This is a genomic window from Actinomadura keratinilytica (genome assembly GCF_039539665.1).
Lineage (GTDB): Bacteria > Actinomycetota > Actinomycetes > Streptosporangiales > Streptosporangiaceae > Spirillospora > Spirillospora keratinilytica.
In genome coordinates, this window is record NZ_BAABDO010000005.1 from 1 (window position 1) to 24835 (window position 24835).

The 24835-nt window shown below is 74.1% G+C and carries 22 protein-coding genes; 3 read left to right on the plus strand and 19 right to left on the minus strand.

The window, feature by feature from the left end; translation table 11 throughout:
* Positions 1-698 precede the first annotated feature (698 nt).
* The 18 genes from tyrS to infC all read right to left on the minus strand — a co-directional run bounded on the left by tyrS (position 699) and on the right by infC (position 20412).
* Positions 699-1976, minus strand: coding sequence for a tyrosine--tRNA ligase (gene tyrS, locus ABD879_RS02795; protein WP_345017098.1), 1278 nt, complete (start codon positions 1974-1976; stop codon positions 699-701).
* 155 nt (positions 1977-2131) lie between these two features.
* Entirely contained in the window at positions 2132-2773 is a 642-nt protein-coding gene (locus ABD879_RS02800) for a DNA-3-methyladenine glycosylase (protein WP_345017100.1), read from the minus strand.
* A 99-nt stretch (positions 2774-2872) separates the two neighbouring features.
* Positions 2873-4294, minus strand: a complete 1422-nt coding sequence (gene argH / locus ABD879_RS02805; RefSeq protein ID WP_345017101.1) for an argininosuccinate lyase — start codon at positions 4292-4294, stop codon at positions 2873-2875.
* A gap of 198 nt (positions 4295-4492) precedes the next feature.
* On the minus strand, positions 4493-5005 hold the full coding sequence (locus ABD879_RS02810; protein ID WP_345017102.1) for an arginine repressor: 513 nt from the start codon (positions 5003-5005) through the stop codon (positions 4493-4495).
* A gap of 2 nt (positions 5006-5007) precedes the next feature.
* Positions 5008-5919: an ornithine carbamoyltransferase gene (argF, locus tag ABD879_RS02815; protein WP_345017103.1), complete on the minus strand. Its 912-nt coding sequence runs from the start codon at positions 5917-5919 to the stop codon at positions 5008-5010.
* A gap of 3 nt (positions 5920-5922) precedes the next feature.
* Complete coding sequence (locus ABD879_RS02820; protein ID WP_345017283.1) at positions 5923-7092, minus strand: acetylornithine transaminase; 1170 nt, start codon at positions 7090-7092, stop codon at positions 5923-5925.
* 35 nt (positions 7093-7127) lie between these two features.
* Positions 7128-8054 carry an acetylglutamate kinase gene (gene argB, locus ABD879_RS02825; protein WP_345017104.1) on the minus strand — a complete coding sequence of 309 codons (927 nt, stop codon included), beginning with the start codon at positions 8052-8054 and terminating at the stop codon, positions 7128-7130.
* 24 nt (positions 8055-8078) lie between these two features.
* On the minus strand, positions 8079-9233 hold the full coding sequence (gene argJ / locus ABD879_RS02830) for a bifunctional glutamate N-acetyltransferase/amino-acid acetyltransferase ArgJ (protein ID WP_345017105.1): 1155 nt from the start codon (positions 9231-9233) through the stop codon (positions 8079-8081).
* On the minus strand, positions 9230-10258 hold the full coding sequence (gene argC, locus ABD879_RS02835) for an N-acetyl-gamma-glutamyl-phosphate reductase (protein ID WP_345017285.1): 1029 nt from the start codon (positions 10256-10258) through the stop codon (positions 9230-9232). The genes argJ and argC overlap by 4 nt, the downstream gene beginning before the upstream one ends.
* Positions 10259-10422: 164 nt before the next feature.
* Positions 10423-12066 carry an ABC-F family ATP-binding cassette domain-containing protein gene (locus tag ABD879_RS02840; RefSeq protein WP_345017107.1) on the minus strand — a complete coding sequence of 548 codons (1644 nt, stop codon included), beginning with the start codon at positions 12064-12066 and terminating at the stop codon, positions 10423-10425.
* Positions 12067-12415: 349 nt separating this feature from the next.
* Positions 12416-14893 (minus strand): phenylalanine--tRNA ligase subunit beta, encoded by a 2478-nt coding sequence (gene pheT / locus ABD879_RS02845; protein WP_345017109.1) that lies wholly within the window; start codon positions 14891-14893, stop codon positions 12416-12418.
* Positions 14893-16002: a phenylalanine--tRNA ligase subunit alpha gene (pheS, locus tag ABD879_RS02850; protein ID WP_345017111.1), complete on the minus strand. Its 1110-nt coding sequence runs from the start codon at positions 16000-16002 to the stop codon at positions 14893-14895. The genes pheT and pheS overlap by 1 nt, the downstream gene beginning before the upstream one ends.
* A gap of 125 nt (positions 16003-16127) precedes the next feature.
* Positions 16128-17180 carry a sensor histidine kinase gene (locus ABD879_RS02855; protein ID WP_345017287.1) on the minus strand — a complete coding sequence of 351 codons (1053 nt, stop codon included), beginning with the start codon at positions 17178-17180 and terminating at the stop codon, positions 16128-16130.
* A 171-nt stretch (positions 17181-17351) separates the two neighbouring features.
* Positions 17352-17822 (minus strand): STAS domain-containing protein, encoded by a 471-nt coding sequence (locus ABD879_RS02860; protein WP_345017113.1) that lies wholly within the window; start codon positions 17820-17822, stop codon positions 17352-17354.
* Positions 17823-18064: 242 nt separating this feature from the next.
* Complete coding sequence (locus ABD879_RS02865) at positions 18065-18889, minus strand: TrmH family RNA methyltransferase (RefSeq protein ID WP_345017114.1); 825 nt, start codon at positions 18887-18889, stop codon at positions 18065-18067.
* A gap of 17 nt (positions 18890-18906) precedes the next feature.
* Complete coding sequence (rplT, locus tag ABD879_RS02870) at positions 18907-19284, minus strand: 50S ribosomal protein L20 (protein WP_344957907.1); 378 nt, start codon at positions 19282-19284, stop codon at positions 18907-18909.
* 72 nt (positions 19285-19356) lie between these two features.
* Positions 19357-19551: a 50S ribosomal protein L35 gene (gene rpmI, locus ABD879_RS02875; protein ID WP_345017116.1), complete on the minus strand. Its 195-nt coding sequence runs from the start codon at positions 19549-19551 to the stop codon at positions 19357-19359.
* 225 nt (positions 19552-19776) lie between these two features.
* Complete coding sequence (infC, locus tag ABD879_RS02880; protein ID WP_345017288.1) at positions 19777-20412, minus strand: translation initiation factor IF-3; 636 nt, start codon at positions 20410-20412, stop codon at positions 19777-19779.
* Positions 20413-20902: 490 nt separating this feature from the next.
* Here infC and ABD879_RS02885 point away from each other — a divergent pair, with 490 nt between their 5' ends.
* Together ABD879_RS02885 and ABD879_RS02890 are read left to right on the plus strand one after the other, a co-directional pair.
* Positions 20903-21478, plus strand: coding sequence for an NUDIX domain-containing protein (locus ABD879_RS02885; RefSeq protein WP_345017118.1), 576 nt, complete (start codon positions 20903-20905; stop codon positions 21476-21478).
* Positions 21475-22545, plus strand: coding sequence for a carbohydrate kinase family protein (locus ABD879_RS02890; protein ID WP_345017120.1), 1071 nt, complete (start codon positions 21475-21477; stop codon positions 22543-22545). The genes ABD879_RS02885 and ABD879_RS02890 overlap by 4 nt, the downstream gene beginning before the upstream one ends.
* On the opposite strand, the gene ABD879_RS02895 is transcribed toward ABD879_RS02890, so the two are convergent.
* Complete coding sequence (locus ABD879_RS02895) at positions 22494-23264, minus strand: HIT family protein (protein ID WP_345017122.1); 771 nt, start codon at positions 23262-23264, stop codon at positions 22494-22496. The genes ABD879_RS02890 and ABD879_RS02895 overlap by 52 nt on opposite strands.
* A 192-nt stretch (positions 23265-23456) precedes the next feature.
* On the opposite strand from ABD879_RS02895, the gene ABD879_RS02900 reads away from it, so the two are divergent.
* Positions 23457-24821, plus strand: a complete 1365-nt coding sequence (locus ABD879_RS02900) for a prenyltransferase/squalene oxidase repeat-containing protein (RefSeq protein WP_345017124.1) — start codon at positions 23457-23459, stop codon at positions 24819-24821.
* Positions 24822-24835: the final 14 nt, after the last annotated feature.

A 24835-nucleotide genomic window follows, 5' to 3' on the forward strand; every position in this document is an offset into this window, starting at 1 on the left:
AAAGGCACTGGCTTTTAACACGCTGTTGAGTTCTCAAGAAACGGACACCCACCGCGCGGAACCCGCCTCGCGCGGGCCCCGACTCCGGGGCAACCCTTCTATCTTACCGGAACCGTCCCGTCTGTCAACCAGACCAACCGATCCGGTATCCAGACCCAGCCCGGCCCCCGCACACCGACCACCCGGCGACCAAGATCGCCCAAGCAGATCAATCACGGAGGAGTCCCGCGGGCCGGCCACCGCACACGCGGTGTCCCGCATCCCGTCCAGGCCGGTCCCCTCAGCCTACAACGACCCGAACCAGACTCCGAATCGTTTTCCCGGCTGGAAGGAGGTTCCCCGGGGCCGTCCGCCGTCTCCGGCGTCCCGCATCCCCTCGGGGCAGAAAGAAGATTAGGGAGGTCCGACGGAGTCGTCAAATCGGCCCCCGCGAGCCGAACCCGCCCCCGCACGGCGAGGTGAGGTCAGGCCCCCGTCCCATGTCGGTTCGGCCGGTCGTGCTGGGCGTGGTCGGCCACGCTGTCCCTCGGCGAACAGAATTGGAGCGCGCTAAAGGCACTCGGCTCGCGTGCCGGTGAGGCAGCCGGGGATCTGAGGGCGGCAGCCTTGTGGGTGCTGATGGCGCGTGGTGAGTTCTTGTTACCGGGTGGGTCTGCGGCCGCCCGCCGTCGGCCGGGCGGCCGCAGACCGTGCCGGGGTCAGGAGCGGACGACCTCTACGCCGCCGATGTTGCGCTTGCCCCGGCGCAGGACCAGGAAGCGGCCGTGCAGCAGGTCGTCGGGTGACGGGACGGCGTCCTCGGCCTCGACCTTGGTGTTGTTGAGGTACGCGCCGCCCTGGGTGATCGTGCGGCGGGCCTCGGACTTGCTCTTGCACAGGCCGGAGGAGGCGAGCAGGTCGGCCACGGGCGGCAGTTCGCCGGGCCGGACCTCGGCGCGCGGGACCTCGGCCAGGGCCGCCTGCAGGGTCCGTTCGTCCAGGTCGCGCAGCTCGCCCTGGCCGAACAGGGCCCGGGACGCGGCGATCACGCGGGCGCACTCCTCGGCGCCGTGCACCAGGGTGGTGACCTCCTCGGCGAGCGCGCGCTGCGGGATGCGGGCGGCGGGCCGTTCGGCGCCCTGCTTGACCAGGTCCTCGATCTCCTCCCGGGGGCGGAAGCTGAAGACCTTCAGGTAGCGCTCCACGTCCCGGTCGTCGGCGTTGATCCAGAACTGGTAGAAGGCGTACGGCGAGGTCAGCTCGGGGTCGAGCCAGTAGGTCTCGCCGCCGGCGGTCTTGCCGAACTTGCTGCCGTCGGCCTTGGTCAGCAGCGGGGTGGTCAGGGCGTGCGCGGTGCCGCCCTCGACGCGCCGGATGAGGTCGACGCCGGCGGTGAGGTTGCCCCACTGGTCGCTGCCGCCGGTCTGCAGGCGGCAGCCGTACCGGCGGTACAGCTCCAGGTAGTCCATCGCCTGCAGCAGCACGTAGCTGAACTCGGTGTAGCTCATGCCCGTGGTGTCCAGGCGCTTGCGGACGGTCTCGCGGGCCAGCATCCGGTTGACCGGGAAGTGCTTGCCGATGTCGCGCAGGAACTCGATCGCGCTCATCGGGCCGGTCCAGTCGAGGTTGCTGACCATGAGGGCGCCGGCCGGGCCGTCCTCGAAGTCCAGGAACCGGGCCACCTGGCCGCGGATGCGCTCCACCCAGCCGGCGACGGTCTCCTCAGAGTTCAGCACCCGTTCGGCGCTCTTGCCGCTGGGGTCGCCGATCAGTCCGGTGGCGCCGCCGACCAGGCCGATCGGCCGGTGCCCGGCCTGCTGGAAGCGCCGCAGGGTAAGGATCTGGATGAGGTTGCCCAGGTGCAGCGACGGCGCGGTCGGGTCGAACCCGCAATACAGCGTGACCGGCCCCGCGGCGAGCAGCGTCCGCAGGTCATCCAGATCGGTGGACTGCGCGATCATGTCGCGCCACGCCAGATCGTTCAGGATGTCGGTCACGTTCTTCCTCGTTCTCGGATTCGTCGATCTCGGTGCCGGACCGCCGCGCGGCGGAGCCCGGGCACCTGGATAACCCTACGGGTTCAACACGGCCGATGCTTCATCGATTTCACCGCCCCGGAGGGTGCGTGCACCGTGTGCCGCCTCCCCGGATGTCACGCGCGGGTGGTGGACGCCGAACGGCGGCGGCGCGGGACGTGGGGGCGGTAGGGGGAGACGGTGGGGTCGCCGTCGATCCAGAACCGCCACGGTGTCTCCTTGCCTCCGTTCACGCCGACGCGCGGGCCCGTCCGCACCAGGGACGGGTCGACGGGGCCGTCCCCCGCGAGGATCCGCAGCTCCCCGCCGGGCGAGCAGGCGTCCAGGCCGTTCTGCTCGCGGGCGATGGCCAGGGCCCGGCAGAGCCTCGCGGGGCCGCGGGCCAGGTCCCGTTCGGTCGACCGCGGGCGGCGGCGCCGCGCCAGGTCCTCGCCCGCGACGATCCGGCCGGCGCGCAGCAGGACGGCCGAGGCGGTGCCGTCCGGGCCGCACACGAGGTTGACGCAGAAGTGCATGCCGTAGGTGAAGTACACGTAGGCGTGCCCGGGCGGGCCGAACATCACCGCGGTGCGGGGCGTCTTCCCCCGGTAGGCGTGGGAGGCGGGGTCCAGGGGGCCCGCGTACGCCTCCACCTCGGTGAGCCGCACCGCGACCTCGCCCTCGTCCGTGCGGTGTACCAGCACGCGTCCGAGCAGGTCGGGTGCGACTTCTTCGACCGGGCGGTCGAAGAAGTCCCGTCGCAGCAGAACCTCGTCCATGTCCTCACCGTGATGCCGCCTGGGCGCCGCCCCCGGGCGCCCGGGGCGCCCGGGGTGCGCGTCGGCCTGTCACCGTACCGCGTGCGGGGCGGCGAGGGGTCAGCTCTCGTCGGGGCCCGCGGCCCACGCGGCGTGCTCGTTGACGAGGGCGCGCAGCGCGGTCAGCTGCTCGCGGACCCGGTCGGGGGCGGTGCCGCCGTAGGCCTTGCGGGACGCCAGCGCCCCCTGGACGTCCAGGACCTCCCGCACGTCCGGGGTGAGGTGCGGCGACACCTTGGCCAGGTCCTCGTCGGTGAGGTCGCCGAAGTCCTTGTCGTTGACCTGGCACCACACCACCAGGTGGCCGACGACCTCGTGCGCCTCGCGGAACGGGACGCCGCGCCGCACCAGCAGCTCGGCCAGGTCGGTGGCCAGGGCGAACCCGTCGGGCGCCGTCGCCTCCAGCCGCTCGGTGTTGACCCGCATCGTGGCGATCAGCCCGGACATCGCGGGCAGGACCAGCAGCAGGGTCTCGACGGCGTCGAAGGCGCCCTCCTTGTCCTCCTGCAGGTCGCGGTTGTAGGTGAGGGGCAGGCCCTTGAGGGTGGTGAGCAGGCCCACCAGGTGGCCGATGAGCCGTCCGGCCTTGCCGCGGGCCAGCTCGGCGACGTCGGGGTTCTTCTTCTGCGGCATGATGGACGACCCGGTGGCGTAGGTGTCGTCCATCTCGATCCAGCGGAACTCCTGCGAGGCCCACAGGCAGATCTCCTCGCCCAGCCGCGACAGGTGCACCCCGATCAGCGCGGCGACGAACAGGAACTCGGCGACGAAGTCGCGGTCGGCGACGGCGTCCATGGAGTTGGGCGCGGCCGAGTCGAAGCCCAGTTCCTCGGCGGTGGCCTGCGGGTCCAGCGGCAGCGACGAGCCGGCCAGGGCGCCCGAGCCCAGCGGGGAGACGGCCGCGCGCCGGTCCCAGTCGCGCAGCCGGTCGATGTCGCGGGTCAGCGGCTGCACGTGCGCCAGCAGCTGGTGGGAGAACAGCACGGGCTGGGCGTGCTGCAGGTGGGTCATGCCGGGCGCGGCCACGCCCAGGTTGCGCTCGGCCTGGCCGATCAGCGCGTTCTCCAGCTCGACCAGCCGGTGCACGATCTGCCGGACGTGGTCGCGCAGGTACAGGCGCAGGTCGGTGGCGACCTGGTCGTTGCGGCTGCGGCCGGCGCGCAGCTTGCCGCCGAGGGTGCCGAGGCGCTCCAGCAGGCCGCGTTCCAGCGCCGTGTGGACGTCCTCGTCGGCGACGGTGGGCCGGAACTCGCCGGACCGGCACGCCCGCTCCAGGTCGTCCAGGGCACCGAGCATGCGGTCGAGTTCCTCGTCGGTGAGCAGGCCCGCCCGGTTGAGCACGCGGGCGTGCGCGCGCGACCCCATGAGGTCGTAGGGGGCCAGCCGCCAGTCGAACTGGACGCTCACCGAGAGCCGCGCGAGCGCGTCCGACGGACCGCCCTCGAACCGTCCGCCCCACAGTCGCGTCGGTGCCTTGGTCACGAAAATCCTCTTCCCACCGTCATGGCTGAGTTTCTGGGTACCGCGTCGGCTGCACCCGGGCCGCCTCGGACCGGGGCACGCGGAATGTTCCGCATCAGCGTACGACCACTGCGCCGGTGAGGGCGGCATGCCCCGCCCCGTGCGGGCCCGGTCCCGGCCGGACGCGGTCAGGTGTTCGTGCGAAGGGGCGCGCGGCCCCTAGGCTCGTCGTTCGCGCCCGTTGGTCAGGCGCAGCAGGGCCTGGGCGACCTCCTCGCCGCCGTCCGGGTCGCGGGCGATCACCAGGACGGTGTCGTCGCCGGCGACCGTCCCGAGGATGGTGGGCCACTCGGCGTGGTCGATCGCCGACGCCAGGTACTGCGCGGCGCCCGCCGGGGTGCGCAGGACCACCAGGTTGGCCGAGGACTCGGCGGACACCAGCAGTTCGGCGGCCACCCGGGCGAGCCGCCCGGTGAAGGTCTCGGTCCCGGTGGCGGCGCGGCGGATGCGCTCGCCGCCCTCGCCGGGCACCGCGTAGATGAGGCTGCCGTCCTGGGCGCGCAGCTTGACCGCCCCGATCTCCACCAGGTCGCGCGACAGCGTCGCCTGCGTGACCTCGACGCCCTCGTCGGCCAGCAGCTTGGCCAGCTCCGCCTGGGAGTGCACGGGGTGCCGGGTGAGCAGCTCGACCACCCGGGCCTGGCGGGCGGTCTTGGTGATCGGGGTGGTCATGGTCAGTGCTCCAGCAGCCAGGTGAGCAGGGCCTTCTGGGCGTGCAGGCGGTTCTCGGCCTCGTCCCACACCACGCTCTGCGGGCCGTCCAGGACGGCGGCGGAGATCTCCTTGCCGCGGTAGGCGGGCAGGCAGTGCAGCACGCGGGCGTCGGGGGCGGCCTGGGCGAGCAGCGCCTCGTCGACCGCGTACGGCTCGTAGGCGGAGGTGTCCTTGCCCTCCTGGCCCATGGACACCCACGTGTCGGTGGCCAGCACGTCGGCGCCGGCGGCGGCGCGCTTGGCGTCGGCGGTGACGGTGACCGACCCGCCGGTCGCCGCGGCGATCTCGGCGGCGCGTTCGACGACGGCGGGGTCCGGCGGGAGCTGCTCGGGCGCGGCGATCCGCACGTGCATGCCGGCGGTGGCGCCGCCCAGCAGGTAGGAGTGGGCCATGTTGTTGGCGCCGTCGCCGAAGTAGGCCAGGGTGAGGCCGGCGAGGGCGCCCTTGGCCTCCTTGATGGTCTGCAGGTCGGCCAGCACCTGGCAGGGGTGGAACCGGTCGGTGAGGGCGTTGACGACGGGCACGGCGGTGCCGTCGGCCATCTCCTCGATGCGCTCCTGCCCGGAGGTGCGCCACACGATCGCGCTGACCTGCCGCTCCAGCACGCGGGCGGTGTCGGCGATGGTCTCGCCGCGGCCGAGCTGGCTGGCTCCGGCGTCCATGATCAGGGCGTGTCCGCCCAGTTCGGCGATGCCGACGGCGAACGACACGCGGGTGCGGGTGGACGGCTTGTCGAACAGCACCGCCACCGACCGCGGGCCCTCCAGGGGGCGGCGGGCGAACCGGTCGCGCTTGAGCTCGGCGGCCAGGTCCAGGACCTCGGCCTGCTCGGCGGGGGTCAGGTCGTCGTCGCGCAGGAAGTGCCGGACCATCGGTCAGTTCTCCTTACCGGCCGGTGCGGCCGCTGCGGCCGCGTCGAGGATCGCCGGGAGCGCGTCGACGAACGACCGCGCCTCGCCGGCGGTGAGGATCAGGGGCGGGGCCAGGCGCACCGCGTCCGGCTGCACGGCGTTGACCAGGAAGCCGGCGTCGCGGGCGGCGGCCTCCACGGCGGCGGCGGCCGGGCGGCTCAGCACCACGCCCAGCCACAGGCCGCGGCCGCGCACCCCGGCCAGCAGCGGGTGGGGGATCGCCGCGATGCCGTCGGCCAGCGCCTTGCCGACCTCGGCGGCGTTGGCGAGCAGGCCGTCGCGTTCGATGGTGTCCAGGACGGCCAGGGCGGCGGCGGCGCTGACGGGGTTGCCGCCGAAGGTGGAGCCGTGGTCGCCCTTGGCGAACACCTCGCCGTAGGGGCCGAGGGCGATGCACGCGCCGATCGGCATGCCGCCGCCCAGGCCCTTGGCGAGGGTGAGCACGTCGGGGCGGATGCCGTCGTGCTGGTGGGCGAACCAGGCGCCGGTGCGGCCGATCGCCGACTGGATCTCGTCGGCGACCAGCAGCGCGCCGGCGGCGTCGCAGATCCGCCGCGCCGCGGCGAAGTACCCCTCGGGCGGCGGGACGACCCCGCCCTCGCCCTGCGTGGGCTCCAGGAACACCGCCGCGCACTCGGCGGTGACGGCGGCTTCGAGGGCTTCGGCGTCGCCGTAGGGGACGAACCGCACGTCCCAGCCGAACGGCCCGAACGGCTCGCGGATGGCCGCCTTGCCCGTCAGGGCCAGCGCGCCCATGGTGCGGCCGTGGAAGCCGTTCTCGGTGGCCACGAAGCAGGTGCGGCCGTGCGCCCTGCCGTGCTTGACTGCGAGTTTGAGCGCGCATTCGTTGGCCTCGGTGCCGCTGTTGGTGAAGAACACCTGGCCGTCGCCGCCGAGCAGGCCGCGCAGCCGCTCGGCCAGCAGCACCTCCGGCTCGTGCAGGAACAGGTTGGAGGTGTGGGCCAGCCGCGCGACCTGCGCGGTGACCGCCTCGACCAGGGCGGGGTGGCCGTGGCCCAGGGAGCTGACGGCGATGCCCGCGATGAGGTCGAGGTAGGCGTTGCCGTCGGCGTCCCACACCCGGCTGCCCTCGCCGCGCGCCAGCGCCAGCGGGGGCACGCCGTAGTTGGGCATGAAGGCGGCCTCGAACCGCTTTCTCAGCTCGTCGTTCACTTGTCCGCCTCCATGGGGCTGGGCAGGACCATCGTCCCGATCCCCTCCTCGGTGAAGATCTCCAGCAGCAGCGAGTGCGGCACGCGGCCGTCCAGCACGTGCGCGCGCGGCACCCCGCCGCGCACCGCGTGCAGGCACGCCTCCATCTTGGGCACCATGCCCGAGGACAGGTTCGGCAGCAGCGCGGCCAGCTCGTCGGTGGTGAGGCGGTCGATGACGTCGTCGCTGTCGGGCCAGTCGGCGTACAGGCCCTCCACGTCGGTGAGCACGACCAGCTTGGCGGCGTCGAGCGCGACGGCCAGCGCGGCGGCGGCGGTGTCGGCGTTGACGTTGTAGATCTCGCCGTCGTCGCCGCGGGCGACGCTGGACACCACGGGGATGCGGCCGTCGTCCAGCAGCGCCCGCACCGCGCCGACCTGCACCTCGACGATCTCGCCGACCTGGCCGATGTCGACCGGTTCGCCGTCCACGACGGCGTGCTTGCGTTCGGCGGTGAACAGGTTGGCGTCCTCGCCGGACATGCCGACGGCGAACGGGCCGTGCCGGTTGATCAGCCCGACCACGTCCCGGCCGACCTGCCCGACCAGCACCATCCGCACCACCTCCATGGCCTCGGGGGTGGTGACGCGCAGCCCGGCGGTGAAGGTGGACTCGATGCCCTGTTTGTCGAGGGCGGCGTTGATCTGCGGGCCGCCGCCGTGGACGATCACCGGGCGCAGCCCGGCGTACCGCAGGAACACCACGTCCTCGGCGAACGAGGAGCGCAGCGCCTCGTCGGTCATGGCGTGCCCGCCGTACTTGATCACGACGGTCTTGCCGTGGAAGCGCTCCAGCCACGGCAGGGCCTTGATCAGGGTCTCCGCCTTGTCCAGGACCCCGGCCCGGTTCTTGCGCACCCGCGCTCCGGAGACGATATCGCTCATTTGACGTCGCTCATTCGATGTCGCTCATGTCGAGTAGGCCGAGTTCTCGTGGACGTAGTCGGCGGTCAGGTCGGTGGTCCACACGGTGGCGCTGTGCGGGCCGGCCGACAGGTCGACGGTGATGGTGACGTCGCGGGGCCGCAGGTCGACCTTGTCGCGGTCGTCGCCGACCGCGCCGTTGCGGCACACCCACACGCCGTTGATGGCGACGTTGAGGTGGTCGGGCTCGAACACCGCGTCGGTGGTGCCGACGGCCGACAGCACCCGGCCCCAGTTGGGGTCCTCGCCGTGGATGGCGCACTTGAGCAGGTTGTTGCGGGCGATGGAGCGGCCCACGGTGACCGCGTCGTCCTCGCTGGCGGCGCCGACGACCTCGATGGCGATGGCCTTGGCCGCGCCCTCGGCGTCGACCAGCAGCTGCCGGGCCAGGTCGGCGCACAGGTCGGTGAGCAGCTCGGTGAACGCCGCCTCGTCCGGTGCGGTGCCGGCGGCGCCGGACGCCAGCAGCAGCACGGTGTCGTTGGTGGACATGCAGCCGTCGGTGTCCAGCCGGTCGAAGGTGACGGACGTGGCGGCGCGCAGCGCCCGGTCGAGGGCGGCGGCGTCCAGGTCGGCGTCGGTGGTCAGCACGCACAGCATGGTGGCCAGCGACGGCGCGAGCATGCCCGCGCCCTTGGCCATGCCGCCGATCATGTAGCCGTCGCCCGACCGGAAGGCGATCTTGGCGACGGTGTCGGTGGTGCGGATGGCGTCGGCGGCGGCCAGGCCCCCGTCGCCGCGCGACAGCTCGGCCACGGCGGTCTCCACGCCGGGCAGCAGCTTGTCCATGGGCAGCCGCTCGCCGATCAGGCCGGTGGAGCACACCGCGATCTCGCCGGCCGAGTCGGCCAGCAGTTCGGCGGCCTTCTCGGCGGTGGCGTGGGTGTCCTGGAACCCGGGCGCGCCGGTGCAGGCGTTGGCGCCGCCGGAGTTGAGCACCACCGCGCGCACGCGGCCGCCTTTGAGGACCTGCTGGGACCACAGGACGGGGGCGGCCTTCACGCGGTTGCGGGTGAAGACGCCGGCCGCCGCGCGGGAGGGGCCGTCGTTGACGACCAGGGCCAGGTCGCGGGCTCCGCCGTCTTTGAGCCCGGCGACGACGCCGGCGGCGCGGAACCCGCGGGGGGCGGTGACGCTCACGGGGACACTCCGATCGTGGTGAGTCCGAGTTCTTCGGGCAGGCCGAGGGCGAGGTTGGCGCTCTGCACGGCGCCTCCGGCGGTGCCCTTGGCGAGGTTGTCGATGGCGGCGACCACGACGAGGCGCCCGGCGCGCTCGTCGAGGGCGGTCTGCACGAGCGCGGTGTTCGCGCCCAGGGTCATGGACGTGGCGGGCCAGGTGCCCTCGGGCAGCAGCCCGACGAACGGCTCGCCGGCGTAGGCGTTCTCGTAGGCGGCGCGCAGCGCCTCGGCGGTGACGCCGGGCTTGGCCCGGGCGGTGCAGGTGGCCAGGATGCCGCGGCTCATGGGCGCCAGGGTGGGCGTGAACGACACGGTGACCCGCTCGCCGGCGACGGCGCTGAGGCCCTGCGCCATCTCGGGGGTGTGCCGGTGGACGCCGCCGACGCCGTAGGCGCTGACCGAGCCCATGACCTCGCTGCCCAGCAGGTGCGGCTTGGGGGCGCGGCCCGCGCCGGAGGTGCCGGACGCGGCGACGACCACGACGTCCGGTTCGGCCAGGCCGGCGGCGAACGCCGGGTACATCGCCAGCAGCACGGCCGTCGGGTAGCAGCCGGGCACGGCGATGCGGCGGGCGCCGCGCAGGCGTTCGCGGTGGCCGGGCAGTTCGGGCAGCCCGTACGGCCAGGTGCCCGCGTGCGGGGTGCCGTAGAAGTGCTCCCAGTCGGCGGGGTCGGCCAGGCGGAAGTCGGCGCCGCAGTCGACCACCAGCACGTCGTCGCCCAACTGCTCGGCGATGGCCGCGGACTGGCCGTGCGGCAGCGCCAGGAAGACCGCGTCGTGCCCGGCCAGGGCGTCCGGTGTGGTCTCGGCCAGGGTCCGTCCGGCCAGCGGGCGCAGGTGCGGCTGGTGCGCGCCCAGCGGCGTGCCCGCGTTGGCGCCCGCCGTCACCGTGCCGATCTCGAACTCGGGGTGGCCCGCCAGGATCCGCAGGATCTCTCCGCCCGCGTAGCCGCTGGCTCCCGCCACCGCCGCCCGGATGCCCATCCGCACCCCGCCCTTCTCTCACCCTTGTTCGGCAAGAGTATGCATCAAGATGGATGAATATGCAAAGGCGGAGCCGGCAGAGCACCCCGTCGGCGGCGGCAGGAGACCGTATCCGTTGCGGCTCGTTCCGGGTCATACCCGTTCATATCCAGCTCATATCCGCCTCACATGGGATCGGCCTCCGACAGTCCGGCGGCGGCGTCCATGCGCAGCCAGCGGGTGATGCCCAGCGTCCGCAGGAACGGCAGGTCGTGGCTGACCACGATCAGCGCGCCCCGGTAGGCGTCCAGCGCCTCGCCGAGCCTGCGCACGCTGGCCATGTCCAGGTTGTTGGTCGGCTCGTCCAGCAGCAGCAGCAGCCGCGGGGCGGGCTCGGCCAGCAGCAGCGCCGCCAGCACCGCCCGGAACCGCTCGCCGCCCGACAGCGTGCCCGCGGGCCGGTCGGCGCGGGCGCCGCGGAACAGGAACCGAGCCAGCCCGGCCCGCACCGCGTTCACCGACGCCGACGGGGCGAAGGCCCGCACGTTGTCGACCACGCTGAGCCCGTCGTCCAGGACGTCCAAGCGCTGCGGCAGGTACCGCACGCCCGCCACGCCCGTCCGGACGGCCGTGCCCGCCGCGACCGCCCCCGCCTCGGGCGGCTCCTCGGGCACCGCCTCGCCGGCGATCGCGCGCAGCAGCGTCGTCTTGCCCGAGCCGTTCGGGCCGACCAGCGCGATGCGCTCCGGACCCCGCACGACCAGCTCCGCCAGGGAGCCCGGCTCCGGCGCGCGCAGCCCGGTGACGGTCAGCACGGTGCGGCCCGCCGGGACCTCGGTGGCGGGCAGCTCGACCCGGATCTCCTCGTCCTCGCGGACCGCCTCCTCGGCCTCGGCGAGCCGCTCGCGGGCGTCGGCCAGGCGCTGCTCGTGCAGGATGCGGTGCTTGCCCGCCGACACCTGCGCCTCCCGCTTGCGCGCGTTCATGACGACCTTCGGCTCCCGCTTGGTGTCGTACATCTTGTCGCCGTAGCGGACGCGGCGGGCCAGCTTCACCCGCGCCTCCTCCAGCTCGCGCCGCTGCCGCCGCAGGTGCGACTCGGCCGAGCGGACGGCGCGTTCGGCCGCCTCCCGCTCCACCGCCAGCACCTCCTCGTAGGCCGGCAGGTTGCCGCCGAACGTGCGGACGGCGCCGTCGCGCAGGTCGGCGATCTCGTCGACCAGCTCCAGCAGCCGCCGGTCGTGGCTGACCACCACCAGCACGCCCGGCCAGGCGGCGACCGCGTCGTACAGGCGGCGCCGGGCGTCCAGGTCCAGGTTGTTGGTGGGCTCGTCCAGCAGCAGGATGTCGGGACGGGCCAGCAGCAGCGCGGCCAGCCCCACCATGACCGCCTCGCCGCCCGACAGCGCCGCCACCGTGCGGTCCAGGTCGAGGTGCGCCAGGCCGAGGCGGTCGAGCTGGGCGCGGGCGCGTTCCTCCACGTCCCAGTCGTCGCCGACGGCGGCGAAGTGCTCCTCGGCGGCCTCGCCCCGCTCGATGGCGTGCAGCGCCCGGCGGGTCGCGGTGATGCCGAGCAGGTCGGACACGGTGCGGGCGGTGCCGAGCGGCAGGTCCTGCGGCAGGTGGCCGACCCGCCCGGCCACCCGCACCGTCCCGGACGCCGGCCGCAGCTCCCCGGCGATCAGCCGCAGCAGCGTGGACTTGCCGGACCCGTTGGCGCCGATCAGGCCGGTGCGGCCGGTGCCGAACGCGGCGTCCAGCCCGTCCAGCACGACGGTGCCGTCCGGCCAGGCGAACGACAGATCCGAACAGACGATGGAAAAAGACATCAGGGGCGGCCCTCCATGAACGCGTCGACATCGGATGCGGAACGTGGAGACACCGCGGGACGCGCACACGGACGGCGCGCGGGCAGCAAAAAGCCCGGGACGGAAGGTCCTCGCCTGAGATCGCATGCGCGTTTCACGCCTTGGGCGTGGTGCCGCGCGGTGTCGGCGACCTCAGTTCTCCAACGGACTCCCCTACCGGGCGACGATAAGACCGGTCCAGCTTAGCCGGACGCCCCCTCCGACACAAAGGTTCCAGGGGTTATTCCCGGGCGCAGAAGAATACGGCCCCGCACCGCGCAGGGTGCGGGGCCGTGCGCCTCGTCGCGTCGGACCCCTCAGAGGGCGGGGCTCACGCGCCGCGCAGGACGGCGCCGGTGCGCTCGGCGGCCAACGCCACGGCCGCGTCGCGGGCGGCGCCCGCCTCCTCCGCGGTCAGCGTGCGGTCGGGGGCGCGGAACCGCAGCGTGTAGGCCAGGGACCGGCGCCCCTCCCCCACCTGCTCGCCGGTGTAGACGTCGAACAGCCGCACCGACTCCAGCAGCTCCCCGGCGCCCTCGCGCAGCGCCGCCTCGACCCGCGCCGCGGGCACGTCCGCGTCGACGATCAGCGCCACGTCCTGGGTCGCGACCGGGTAGGACGACACGCGCGGCGCGCGCGTCGCGCCCGGCTCGCCCAGGCGGCGCACCTCCAGCTCCATCGCGCAGGTGCGGGGCGGCAGGCCGTAGGCCTTGACGGTGCGCGGGTGCAGCTCGCCGGCGTGCCCCACCAGCGTGTCGCCGACGTACAGGGCGGCGCAGCGGCCCGGGTGCCACGGCGCGTGCTGGTCGGCCTTGACCGTCAGCTCGACCCCGGCCTCGCGCGCCACCAGGCGGGCGGCCTCGATCGCGTCGGCCCACCCGGCGGGGCGGCCCGGCCCCCACCAGCCGGCGCGGTCCCGCTCGCCCGCCAGCACCAGGGCGGCGCGCAGCGGCTGGTCGGGCAGCGCGGCCTCCAGCGAGGCGAGCTCTTCCGCGGTCGGGCCGCGGTCGACCCGCAGCCGCGGCGCCCGCTCCGGCGCGCCCGGACGCGGCCGGAACACCAGGCCGAGCTCGAACAGCGCCACGTCGGGGAAGCCGCGGCCCACGTTGCGGGCCAGCGCGCGCAGCAGCCCCGGCAGCAGCGTGGTGCGCAGCAGCGGCTCGTCCTCCGACATCGGGTTGGCCAGCCGCAGCGCCGTGCGCCGCGGGTCGTCGGCGGGCAGCTGCAGCGCCTCCCAGTCGCGTTCGGCGGCGAACGGGAAGTTCAGCGTCTCCACATAGCCCGCGCCCGCCAGCGCCCGGCCGATGCGGCGGCGCAGCCGCTGGGCGGGCGTCAGGCCGCGCCCGGCGATGGGACGCGGCGGCCGCGCCGGGATCTTCTCGTAGCCCTCCAGCCGGATGACCTCTTCGGCGAGGTCGTTGGGGTCGGTGAGGTCGGAACGCCACGACGGCGGCGTCACCGTCAGCACGTCCTCGCCTTCCACCGTGCAGCCGACCTGCTCCAGGCGGCGCACCACCGCCGCCCGGTCGTAGGCGACCCCGGCGACGCGCCCCGGGTGGTCGGCGCGCATGGTGACGGTGGTCGTGCGGGCCGGGGACTGCACGTGCGTGACGCCCGGGACGATCTCGGCGCCGCCCAGCTCGGCCAGCATCCGCACCGCCCGGTAGGAGGCGTACAGCGGCAGCTCGCGGTCGACGTCGCGCTCGAACCGGTACGACGCCTCGCTGTGCAGCTTGTGCCGGCGCGCCATGCGCGCCACGCCGATGTCGTCGAAGTGCGCCGCCTCGATCACCAGGTCGGTCGACACCTCGTCGATCTCGGTGGCCAGGCCGCCCATGGTGCCCGCCAGGCCGATCGGCCCCGAGTCGTCGGTGATGAGGATGTCCTCGGGGTGCAGGTCGCGCTTGACGTGGTCGAGCGTCTCCAGGCTCTCGCCCTCGCGGGCGCGGCGCACCACGATCGGGCCGGTCAGCTTGCCGCCGTCGTAGGCGTGCAGCGGCTGGCCCAGCTCCAGCATCACGTAGTTGGTGACGTCCACCGCCAGCGACACCGGCCGCATCCCGGCGCGGAACAGCCGCACCTGCATCCACATGGGCGTCCGCGCACTGGGGTCGAGGCCGCGCACCTGGCGCAGCACCAGCCGGTCGCAGGCGGTCGGGTCGGCGATGGCCGCCGGGTGGCCGTCGGCGGTGTCGTCGGGCAGCTCGACGTCGGCCGGGTCGCGGAACGGCACGTCGTAGGCGATGGCGGCCTCGCGCGCCACGCCGCGGATCGACAGCGCGTAGCCGCGGTCGGGCGTGACGGCGATGTCGAGCACGTCGTCGCGCAGGCCGAGCAGCTCGATCGCGTCGGCGCCGACCGGCGCGTCGGGCGGCAGCACCAGGATGCCGGCGTGGTCGTCGCCGATGCCCAGCTCGCGCACCGAGCAGATCATGCCCTCGGACATGCGCCCGTAGGTCTTGCGCGCGCCGATGCGGAACCCGCCGGGCAGCACGCCGCCGGGCAGGATCACCACGACGCGGTCGCCGACGGCGAAGTTGGTGGCGCCGCAGATGATGTTCTGCGGCTCGCCCGTGCCGTTGGCCTGCCCCACGTTCACCTGGCAGTACCGGATCGGCTTTTTGAACCCGGTCAGCTCCTCGATGGCCAGCACCTCGCCGACCACCAGCGGGCCGACGACGTCGGCGCCGGCCTGCTCGACCGTCTCGACCTCCAGGCCGGCCGCGATCAGCCGGGCGGCCAGGTCGCGGCCGGTGACGTCCGCGGGCAGCTCGACGAACTCCCGCAGCCACGAAAGCGGGACCCGCATCAGATCTCCATCCCGAACGGAAGGGTGAACCGCACGTCACCCTCGACCATGTCGTGCATGTCCTCGACGCCGTGGCGGAACATCAGCGTCCGCTCGACGCCCACCCCGAACGCCCAGCCGCTGTAGCGCTCGGTGTCGATGCCGCAGGCCACCAGCACCCGCGGGTTGACCATGCCGCAGCCGCCCAGCTCGATCCAGCCCTCCGAGGAGCAGGTCCGGCACGGCTCGGCGCCCCGTTCGACCGACGCGCCCCGGCAGACGAAGCACTGCATGTCCACCTCGGCCGACGGCTCGGTGAACGGGAAGTACGACGGGCGGAACCGCGTCGCCAGGCCCTCCCCGAACATGCCGCCGACGAACGCGTCGATCGCGCCGCGCAGGTCGGCCATGGTCAGGCCCTCGTCGACCGCCAGGCCCTCCAGCTGGTGGAAGACCGGGCTGTGCGTGGCGTCCAGCTCGTCGGTGCGGTACGTGCGGCCCGGCGCCACCACGTACACCGGCAGGTCGCGCTCCAGCAGCGAGCGCACCTGCACCGGCGAGGTGTGGGTGCGCAGCACCAGGTCGGTCTCCTCCGAGCCGACGAAGAAGGTGTCCTGCATGGTGCGCGCCGGGTGGTCGGGTTTGAAGTTCAGCGCGTCGAAGTTGAACCAGCCCGCCTCGACCTCGGGGCCCTCGGCGATCTCGAAGCCCATCGAGACGAACACGTCGGCCATGCGCTCGGCGATCGTGGTGAGCGGGTGCCGGGCGCCGCGCGGGGCGCGGTCCCACGGCAGCGTGACGTCGACGGTCTCCTCGATCAGCACGCGCCGGTCGCGTTCGGCCTCCAGCTCGGCCTGGCGCTCCTTGAGGGCCCTGCCGACCGCGCCGCGGGCGGCGCCGACGCGCTTGCCCGCCTCGGCCCGGGCCGCGGGGGGCAGCGCGCCGATCTCGCGGTTGGCCAGGGCCAGCGGGGAGCGGTCGCCGGCGTGCGCCAGGCGGACCTGCTTGAGCTCGTCGAGGTCGGCGGCCGCGGCGATGGCGGCCAGCGCCTCGTCGCGGGCCCGCTCGACCTCCTCGGGCGCCAGCGCGGACACCTCGACAGGGTCGTAGGACTTGTTGGGTGCAGACATGGTGGTTGACAACTCCGGTCGGCGTGGAACGCCCCGAGTCTAGTGGCGCCGTCTGCGGCGCGATCCCGGGACGCAGCGGAAACGATCTCCGGTGTCGGCCCGCTCGGCGGCTCGCGGGCGCCGTTTCAGACGGCGTAGTCGGGAGCCCCGGCGGGCAAGGTAAATCGGAACTCGGCGCCGCCGCCCGGGGCGCGCTGCACGGTGATCGTGCCGCCGTGCGCCTCCACCAGGCCCTTGACGATGTAGAGGCCGAGGCCGGTACCGCGGCGCCGGTTGCCTCCGGGGCCGCGCCAGAACTGCCGGAAGACGCGCTGCGCGGCCTCGGGCGGGATGCCTTCGCCCTCGTCGCGCACCGACACGGCCGCTCCCTCCCCATGCACGTCCGGCTCCACCACTATGGTGACCGTTCCGGCGCCGTGCCGCACCGCGTTTTCCACCAAGTTACCGATGATCTGCCCGATCTTGTCCGGGTCGAGCCACATTTCCGGGAGGGTGCCGCGCGTCTCGAAGCGGAACCGGTCTTCGGAGTCGCCGGCCGCGACCCGTCCGGCGATCACCTTGCGGACCTCCTCGGCCAGGTCGACCACCTGGCGGCGCATCTCCAGCCGCCCGGCCTCGATGCGCGAGACGTCCAGCAGCTCGGTGATCAGCCGGGTGACGCGGTCGGCGTCGGCGTTGACCGTCTCCAGCATGACCCGCTTCTGGTCGTCGTTGAAGCGGTGCCAGCGCGCCAGCAGCGTGGCGGTGAACCCCTTGACGCTGGTCAGCGGGGAGCGCAGCTCGTGCGCGACGGTGGACACCAGGTCGGCGCGGTCGCGTTCGCGGCGGGCGCGCTGGGCGGCGTCGCGCAGGCACACGGTGAACCGCTCCACCCGCCGGCCCTCGCCGCGCCGGTACCCGGCGGTCACCAGCAGCTCGGTGCCGTCGGGCAGGTACAGCGACCGCTCGGGGTGCCGGGTGCGGATCGCCAGGCCCTCGTAGGGGGCCAGGCACTTCCACCAGTCGCGGCCCTCGGCGTCGCGCAGCGGCAGCACGTCGCGGAAGTCGCGGCCGAGCGCCGCGCGCACCGGGACGCCGGTCATCCGCGCGGCGGCGGCGTTGAACGCCACGACCCGCCCGGTGCGGTCGGCCACCAGCACCCCGTCGGGCAGGTCGTCGAGAGCCTCGCGCCCGGACATCTCCGGGGAGCGCTCTCCGCCCACGACGGCCTCCAGTCACCGGTTCGGGAATCGCGGCTTTCCGAGTCTTTACGAGAGGAGACTCTAGCCGCACACCGGCGTCTCACGGCACCCGGAAGCCCCGCTGCGGCAAGCTATTTGTGTCCCCGGAGTGCACGCCGCCGTCCGGCGCTACCCCGCGGACGCGGTGGAGGCGCGCGCGGCGGCCACCGCCTCGGCGAGGTCGTCGTGGGTGGGGAACAGCCGGTCCAGGCCGGTGACGCGCAGCAGCCGCGCCTGCTGCGGGCGGACCCGGGCCAGGCGGACGCGGCCGCCGTCGGCGGCCACCCGGTTGTGCGCGGCGACCAGCGCGCCCAGGCCGCTGGCGTCGCAGAAGCGCACCCCGGCGAAGTCGAGCACCAGGCCGCGGCGGCCCGCGGCGTGCAGGGCGAACAGCTCGCCGCGCAGCGTCTCGGCGGTGCCCAGGTCGATCTCGCCCTCGACGGTCACGACGGCGGCGTCGGCGCAGACGTCGGCGACGGCCACCCGCAGCCCCGGCGCCGCGCCCGGCGGCCTGCGGACCGCCCCCGCCCTGCACCGCATCTCCGGGCGCCGCCGTCCCAGGCGCGCGCGCCGCGTCGGCCTGCAATCGTCGGTCATCATGTCCGCCCCCATGTTCCGCGGCCTCGTCGCCGCTCTCGCCCCTCACGGTAGGCATCGGGTACGACGCCTGAGATCCGCCGTCCGGGTGGTCTGCGCTCCTCCTCCGGAACGAGCCCGAACGCGCGCCGATTCCCCCGCGGCGCCGCCCGGCGGGACACCATCTTCCCAGTTCACCCAGGTTTCGGCGGGGCCAATGGCGGCCGCATCCGGCCACCGGTAATAGTGCGCACAGACGGCGCGTGCTAACCCTCCCGGCCCGCGCGCTGGGCGCGGGCGGAGGCGTACAGGCACACGGCCGCGGCCGTGGCCAGGTTGAGGCTCTCGGCGCGGCCGTAGATCGGCACGCGCACCACGTCGTCGACGCTGTCGAGGATCTCCTCGGGCAGCCCCCACGCCTCGTTGCCGAACACCCAGGCGGTGGGGCGGGCCAGCAGCCCGTCGTCGATCGCCTCGTCCAGGGTGCGCTTGCCCGCCCCGTCGGCGGCGAGCACGGTCAGGCCCGCGCCGCGCAGCGCGGGCATCAGGTCGCCGAACCGCGGCCCGACGACGACGGGCAGATGGAACAGGCTGCCCGCCGAGGCCCGCACGCACTTGCCGTTGTAGGGGTCCACCGAGGCGTCGGTGAAGATCACCGATTCGGCTCCGGCGGCGTCGGCGGTGCGCAGCACCGTGCCCGCGTTGCCCGGGTCGCGCACGTGCGCCAGCACCGTCACCAGCCGGGGCGCGGCGTCCAGCGCGCCCTCCAGCGGGACGTCCACGAACTCGCACACCGCCAGCAGGCCCTGCGGGGTGACGGTCTGCGCCAGCTCGGCCATGACCTCGCCGCTGACCCGCAGCACCGGCACGCCGGCCCGTTCGGCGGCGCGCACCAGGTCGCGGTGCCGCGACTCGGCCTCGGCGGTGGTGAACAGCTCGGCCAGCCGCCCGGGCACCTCCAGGGCCTCGCGCACCGCCTGCGGGCCCTCCGCCAAAAATCGGCGGTCGCGGCGCCGGAACGCGCGTTTGGCGAGCCGGCGAGCCGCCTTGACCCGGGGTGACCGGACGGAGGTCAGCTCGCCGCTCGCCATCGTCGGTCCGGGCCCGCTCAGGCGGCCGCCGAGCCCTCGGCCGGCAGCGCCTTCTTGGCCACCTGCACCAGGGCGGCGAACGCCGCGGCGTCGTTGACCGCCAGCTCGGCCAGCATGCGCCGGTCGACGTCCACCTCGGCGGCCTTCAGGCCCTGGATGAACCGGTTGTAGGTCATGCCGTTGGCGCGGGCGGCGGCGTTGATGCGCTGGATCCACAGCCTCCGGAACTGGCCCTTGCGGTCCTTGCGGTCCCGGAAGGCGTAGGTCATCGAGTGGAGCTGCTGCTCCTTGGCCTTGCGGTACAGGCGCGACCGCTGGCCGCGGTAGCCGCTCGACCGCTCCAGGACGACCCGACGCTTCTTGGCGGCGTTCACCGCCCGCTTCACGCGTGCCACGTGACTACTCCTTCGTGGGGGCCGGGGCCGCCTGGCCCTCGGCCGGTCGTACAGATCCGGTGGGCGCGGCCACTACTTGCGCAGCAGCTTCTTGAGGTTCTTGGCGTCGGCCTGGGACACCACGGCCGTGCCGTCCAGGCGCCGGGTCCGCTTGCTGGGCTTGTGCTCGAGCAGGTGGTTGCGGTTGGCGCGGCGGCGGATCACCTTGCCGGAGCCGGTCAGCTTGAACCGCTTCTTGGCGCCGCTGTGCGTCTTGGTCTTCGGCATGGTCGCCGTCGTCTCCCTCAACTCCGGGCCCCCGGGTGCACGGGGGCGCGCCTGACCGGCGCGCCCCACGGGTCCCGTTGGGGACGCGCCTGGATCAGGCATCAATGTACGTGCGTCTCGACCCTGCCTGAGCGCAGGGTCGCCCACGGAACGGCCGGACGGCCGTCCGCGCGGCCCGGCCGCGCCGCCGGAGGGCGGGGTGCGGCGGGGCCGAGAAGATCCGGCTCAGGCCGAGCCGGACCCCGGCTTCTGCGCGCGGGCCGCCGCGCGCTCGGCCCGGGCCTCCGCCTTCTTCTTGTGCGGCCCGATCACCATGATCATATTCCGCCCGTCCTGCTTGGGCCGGGACTCGACGAAACCGAGTTCCTCGACGTCGTCGGCGAGCCGCTGCAGCAGGCGGAAGCCCAGTTCGGGCCGGGACTGCTCGCGGCCACGGAACATGATCGTGACCTTGACCTTGTCGCCGGCCTTCAGGAACCGCACCACGTGACCCTTCTTGGTCTCGTAGTCGTGCGGGTCGATCTTCGGTCGGAGCTTGATCTCCTTGATGACCGTGTGCGCCTGGTTCTTGCGCGCCTCTCGCGCCTTCATCGCGGACTCGTACTTGAACTTGCCGTAGTCCATGAGCTTGGCGACGGGCGGGCGCGCCGTGGGGGCCACCTCGACGAGGTCGAGGTCGGCCTCGCGCGCGAGTTCAAGGGCCTTGGCGATGGGCACGATGCCCACCTGTTCGCCGTTCGGACCGACGAGCCGGACCTCGGGCACTCGGATGCGCTCGTTGATACGCGGTTCGGCGCTGATGGGACCTCCTAGGGGCCGTTGCTCCAAGTCTTCGGACCGGTCGTACCCAGGGCCTCCCATACGAAAAGCCCCGCACGGCATCGCATGCGGGGCCACCTTCGGCCGCCCTCGGGACGGCGCCCGGGGGACGACGGCGTCCCGGACGCCTCCGCGCCCGTCCGCCGAACCGAGACCCACCGGCCTGCAACGGCCGGTCAGGTGGGAGGTGGCCTCCGCTTGCGCCCGGCCCGGGTGAACACTCGGACACCCATGCCGGATCGGTCGACCACCAAGACTATCACCTACCGCGTCCTGATGCGCCCCGTCCGGCGTCGCCGCCCGATCGCCGAGCGGACCGGTACGCGTGCGTCATGCCGTGTTGTACGTCACTGGTGGCAACCTCTGACACGCCCCGTTCATTCCCGTTCGGCCGCCGCAGGGGGCACAACCAGCTTCCCGTGGAAGGCACATGAGAACCGACCGGCGCGCCCTGTGCCGCCGGCGGCGCCCTTGTTACCTTGGTCGTGCCCAGGGGACGCCGTGGGCCGGCCGCACGGAAAGAATTCCCGCGATGCCCGTTTTCAGGAGCGAGGCCGTCACGACCGCCGACCTGACCGGCTCCCCGGTCCGGCTGGAGTTCGCGCAGAAGGCCTTCATCGTCCATGACGACCGGTTGCTGCTGGTGCGCAAGTCCGCCTCCGACCCGCTGCATCCGGGCCGGTGGGAGGTGCCGGGCGGCCGCCTGGAGGTGGCCGACGACCTGGACCTCGACGACCACATCCGGCGCGAGGTCTGGGAGGAGGTCGGCCTCAAGGTCGATCCCGGGCCGCCGTTCCACATGTGGCAGTGGTTCATGCCCGGCCGGGCGCCCGCGGACCGCCCCGGCGGCCGGCAGGCCGGGGGACAGGTCGGCGGGCAGGGCAGGTCGCCGGGCCCGGACGGCGGGCGCGCGCTGGTCCTGGTGGTGGCGGTCGCCCGCACGTGCCGCGCGGAGACCACGGAGATCACCATGGAGCACCAGATGCCCGACGACCACCTGAGCGAACCGACCTGGGTGCCGCTGGGCCTGCTGACCGGGTTCGACCTGATCCCCGACCTGCGGCCGGTGATGCGGGCGTTCCTGCGGCTGCACCCGGCGGCAGGGTGAGCGGGGACCGCTCCGGGCCGGCCTCCTCTCCCGGCGGCCGGCCCCTCTCCCCCGGCGGCCGGGCGGCCGCGTCCTCGCCCGTCGCCCGGCCGGGGCCGGCCGGCGCCGCCGAGCGCCGGTTCCGCCTGGTCGTGCTGGGCGACGTGATGATCGAGGCGCGGGCGGACCTGCCCGGCGTGCGCTTCGCCGACGTGGCCGCCGACCGGCTGGCCTACGCCCCGGCCCGGGCGGTCGTGGCGGGCACCGCGGTGAACATGGCCCGGTGCGCCGCCGGCTACTTCCGCCGGGTGGCGGTGCTGGGCAAGATCGGCGACGACGCGTTCACCCCGGTGATCCGGCGCGAGCTGCGGCGGATCGGCGTGCGCGACCTGCTGTGCGTGGAGCCGGGCGCGGCCAACGGCGTGGCGGTGATGCTGCGCGAGGGGGCCGAGCCGCCCGCGCACGGCCGGAGCGGGCCGGACGGGCGGGGCGCGGACGGGCGGCGCGGGGTGCGGCTGCTGGTGGTGGACGACCACGGCCCGGGCCGCCGCCTGACCGAGAGCGAGGTGCACCGGGCGGCCCCGGCGATCCGGCGCGCGGACGCCCTGTTCGCCGACGGCTACGCCCTGCTGGCGCCGGTGTCGCGGGCGGCGCTGCGGGCGGCGGTGCGCATCGCGCGGGAGGCCGGCACGCTGGTGGCGTTCGACCTGGTGCCGCACGACGTCGACCGCAGGCTGCCCGCCGCCGAGGCGGTGCCGGTGCTGGAGGCGGCCGACGTGGTGATCAGCGAGGTGCCGACGCTGGCCCGGCTGCTGGGCCTGCCGGTGCCGTGCGACGCGGCCGGCGTGCACGACATGCTGCCGGTGCTGGACCGCGCGGTGCAGGGGCGGCCGCTGTGGCTGCTGCGTCACGGTCCCAGCTCGCTGGAGGACGTGGTGGCGTACCGGCGCGAGCACGTGCTCCTGGAGTACCCGACGGGTTACGGGCCGGGGGTGCGCCGCACGGGGTTCGGCGACCGGCTGGCGGCCGCGGAGCTCTACTGGTGGCTGTCGTTGCGTTCCGGCGGGGGCGCGCCGGGGAGGCGCTGACCCGCCCCGTGGGGGCCGGTCGCCGCGACGGCCGCGCGCATGGCGTCGAGCGTGCGCAGGAAGCGGGCCCTGCTGTCCGGCAGGCCGAACATCTCCTGCCAGCGCCAGACGTCGGGTGCCGTGCCGCCGGTGCGGCGGCCCAGCGCCACGGCGGCGGCCCAGCGCAGGTACTGGCGCGGGACTCCGTCCGCCGGGTACATGACGGAGTGGCCGCGTTCCTCCACCAGAAGGTAGGAGCGGCGGGCCCGGAAGCATGCGCGCAGCGCCCGGTGCGTGGCGGCCCGGCCGCGCAGCCCCTGCTCCTCCAGCACGGCCCGTACGCTCGCCGTGGTCGGCAGCATGTGCCAATGGGCGTGGTCGATGCACGCGCCTCCGCCCTGGGGGCTGCCGGGGCCGTGCTCCATGACCAGCATGTCGGCGGCGCCGTAGGCGGCCGTGTAGAGGAGGGCGACGTGGCGGCGCCAGCGCAGTGCGCGCCCGAACAGGGACGCGCTGAACGCCGCCGCGCACTGGTGGTGGCCGGTCGTCACCAGCAGCAGATGCCCGTCGGTGAGCGGTGCCAGGTCGGGCATGAGCAGGAACGCGTCGTCGGCGGCCAGGACGCAGTCGTGCCCGGGCAGGTCGGCCATGGCGTTGAAGCGGAATCGCAGCGGGGGGCACAGGACGCAGTCCGCTCGGGGGTCGGTTCGGGGGTCGGTGCGCATCGCGGGTTCGGCCACGACGCCTCCTGGGAGCATGAACGGGACGGGGGGCGTCCCAGAACGTGCCCTGCGGCGTGCTACTGATGCGGTAGATCTACCTCTCCGTGAGGTGCGGGCGGCCAGAGACCGCGCACGTCCGGGGTGCAGAACCATGGCCTAACGGGAACATACACAAGAGATGACGGCCATGTTGACAAAGATCGCTTTACCGTGACGACATCACCGACCGCCGGCGCAGTCTCCAGCATCGACATGGCCGTGCTCCACGCCCGGCTGGACGAGTCGCTCGACGTGCTGCGCCGCTCCTACGCCCCGGCCGACGACGTCGGCGGCGGCTGGTACCACGACCTGACGCGTCCCGACCCGGGGGCGACCGCGACGGCGGTGGGCCTGCTGGCGTTCACCGAGGCGGGCCGGCCGTTCGAGCACTTCGACGAGGGGCTGGCGTATCTGGCCGCGCACCAGACCGCCTCCGCCGACCGTCTCAAGGACGGCGGCTGGGCCACCCGCACCAGCCTGGGCCTGCCCGTCGTGGAGGCGACGGCGTGGATCGCGTGGTTCCTGGCACGCGCGCGCTGCGACCTGCGCGACGACGCGCCCGACCTCCGGCGCGCCTACCGGTGGCTGCTGAACAACCAGAATCCCGACGGCGGCTGGGGGTCGCTGTACGGGTGCCCTTCGCGGGTGTGGCAGACGTGCCTGGCCCTGCGCGCGTTGACCCAGCTCAACCCGTACCACCCCGCGGTCGAGCGGGGCGTGGAGTGGCTGACGTCCGACCGTACGAGCAGGCGCCCGGCCTGGGGGCCGACGCGGGCGGCGGGCCCGACCGTGACGCACACCGCGTTCGCGCTGCTGTCCCTGGCGGAGGCGCGTCCCGGGCAGCACGACGCGCGGCTGCTGGCCGCCTACGACTGGCTGCGCGCCAACCTGGACACCGAGGACTCGCACACCTGGATCGAGACCTACGACGTCGCGCCCAACGGGCCGGACACGCGGCCGGTGTGGCGGCTGGCGCTGTGGCACTTCGGCCTGCCGATCGCGTTGTCGGCGCTGCTGCGCGACCCGCGCGGCGCGCCCGGCCCCACGGTGGGCCGCGCGTTCCGCACGCTGGTGCACGGCGAGGTGGCCGCGCCCCGGTGGAACGGCCTGCCCGGCAACGGCCGCACCTCGCTGTGGACGCTGTGGTGGCGTCTGGAGGCGCTGGTGGATCTGACCCGGATGCCGTTGGCCGAGTCCGGGGACGTGCTGCACTGGCTTCCGGACGCGGCCGTGGTGCAGCGCTCGCACGCCCGTGACCGCCCCCTGGCGGCCCTGCTCCCCTCCCAGGGGCTGCGGGTCCAGGTGGTGCCGTATCTGCGGCGCAACTGGAGCAGGGTGCTGCTCGCCCTGGTGGCGGTGGGGAGCCTGGGCGGCGTGGCCACCGGCACGTGGGGGTGGAAGGACTTCTGGCTCAGCGTGATCCTGCCGATGGTCATGACGACCGCGCACGAGACGGCCAAGCGGCGCCGGTCCCCGCCGTCTGCGCTTCCCGCTCCCGGACAGCAGGGCGCGGAGTCGCCGCCGATCGCCCAGTGAGGCGTCCGGTGAGG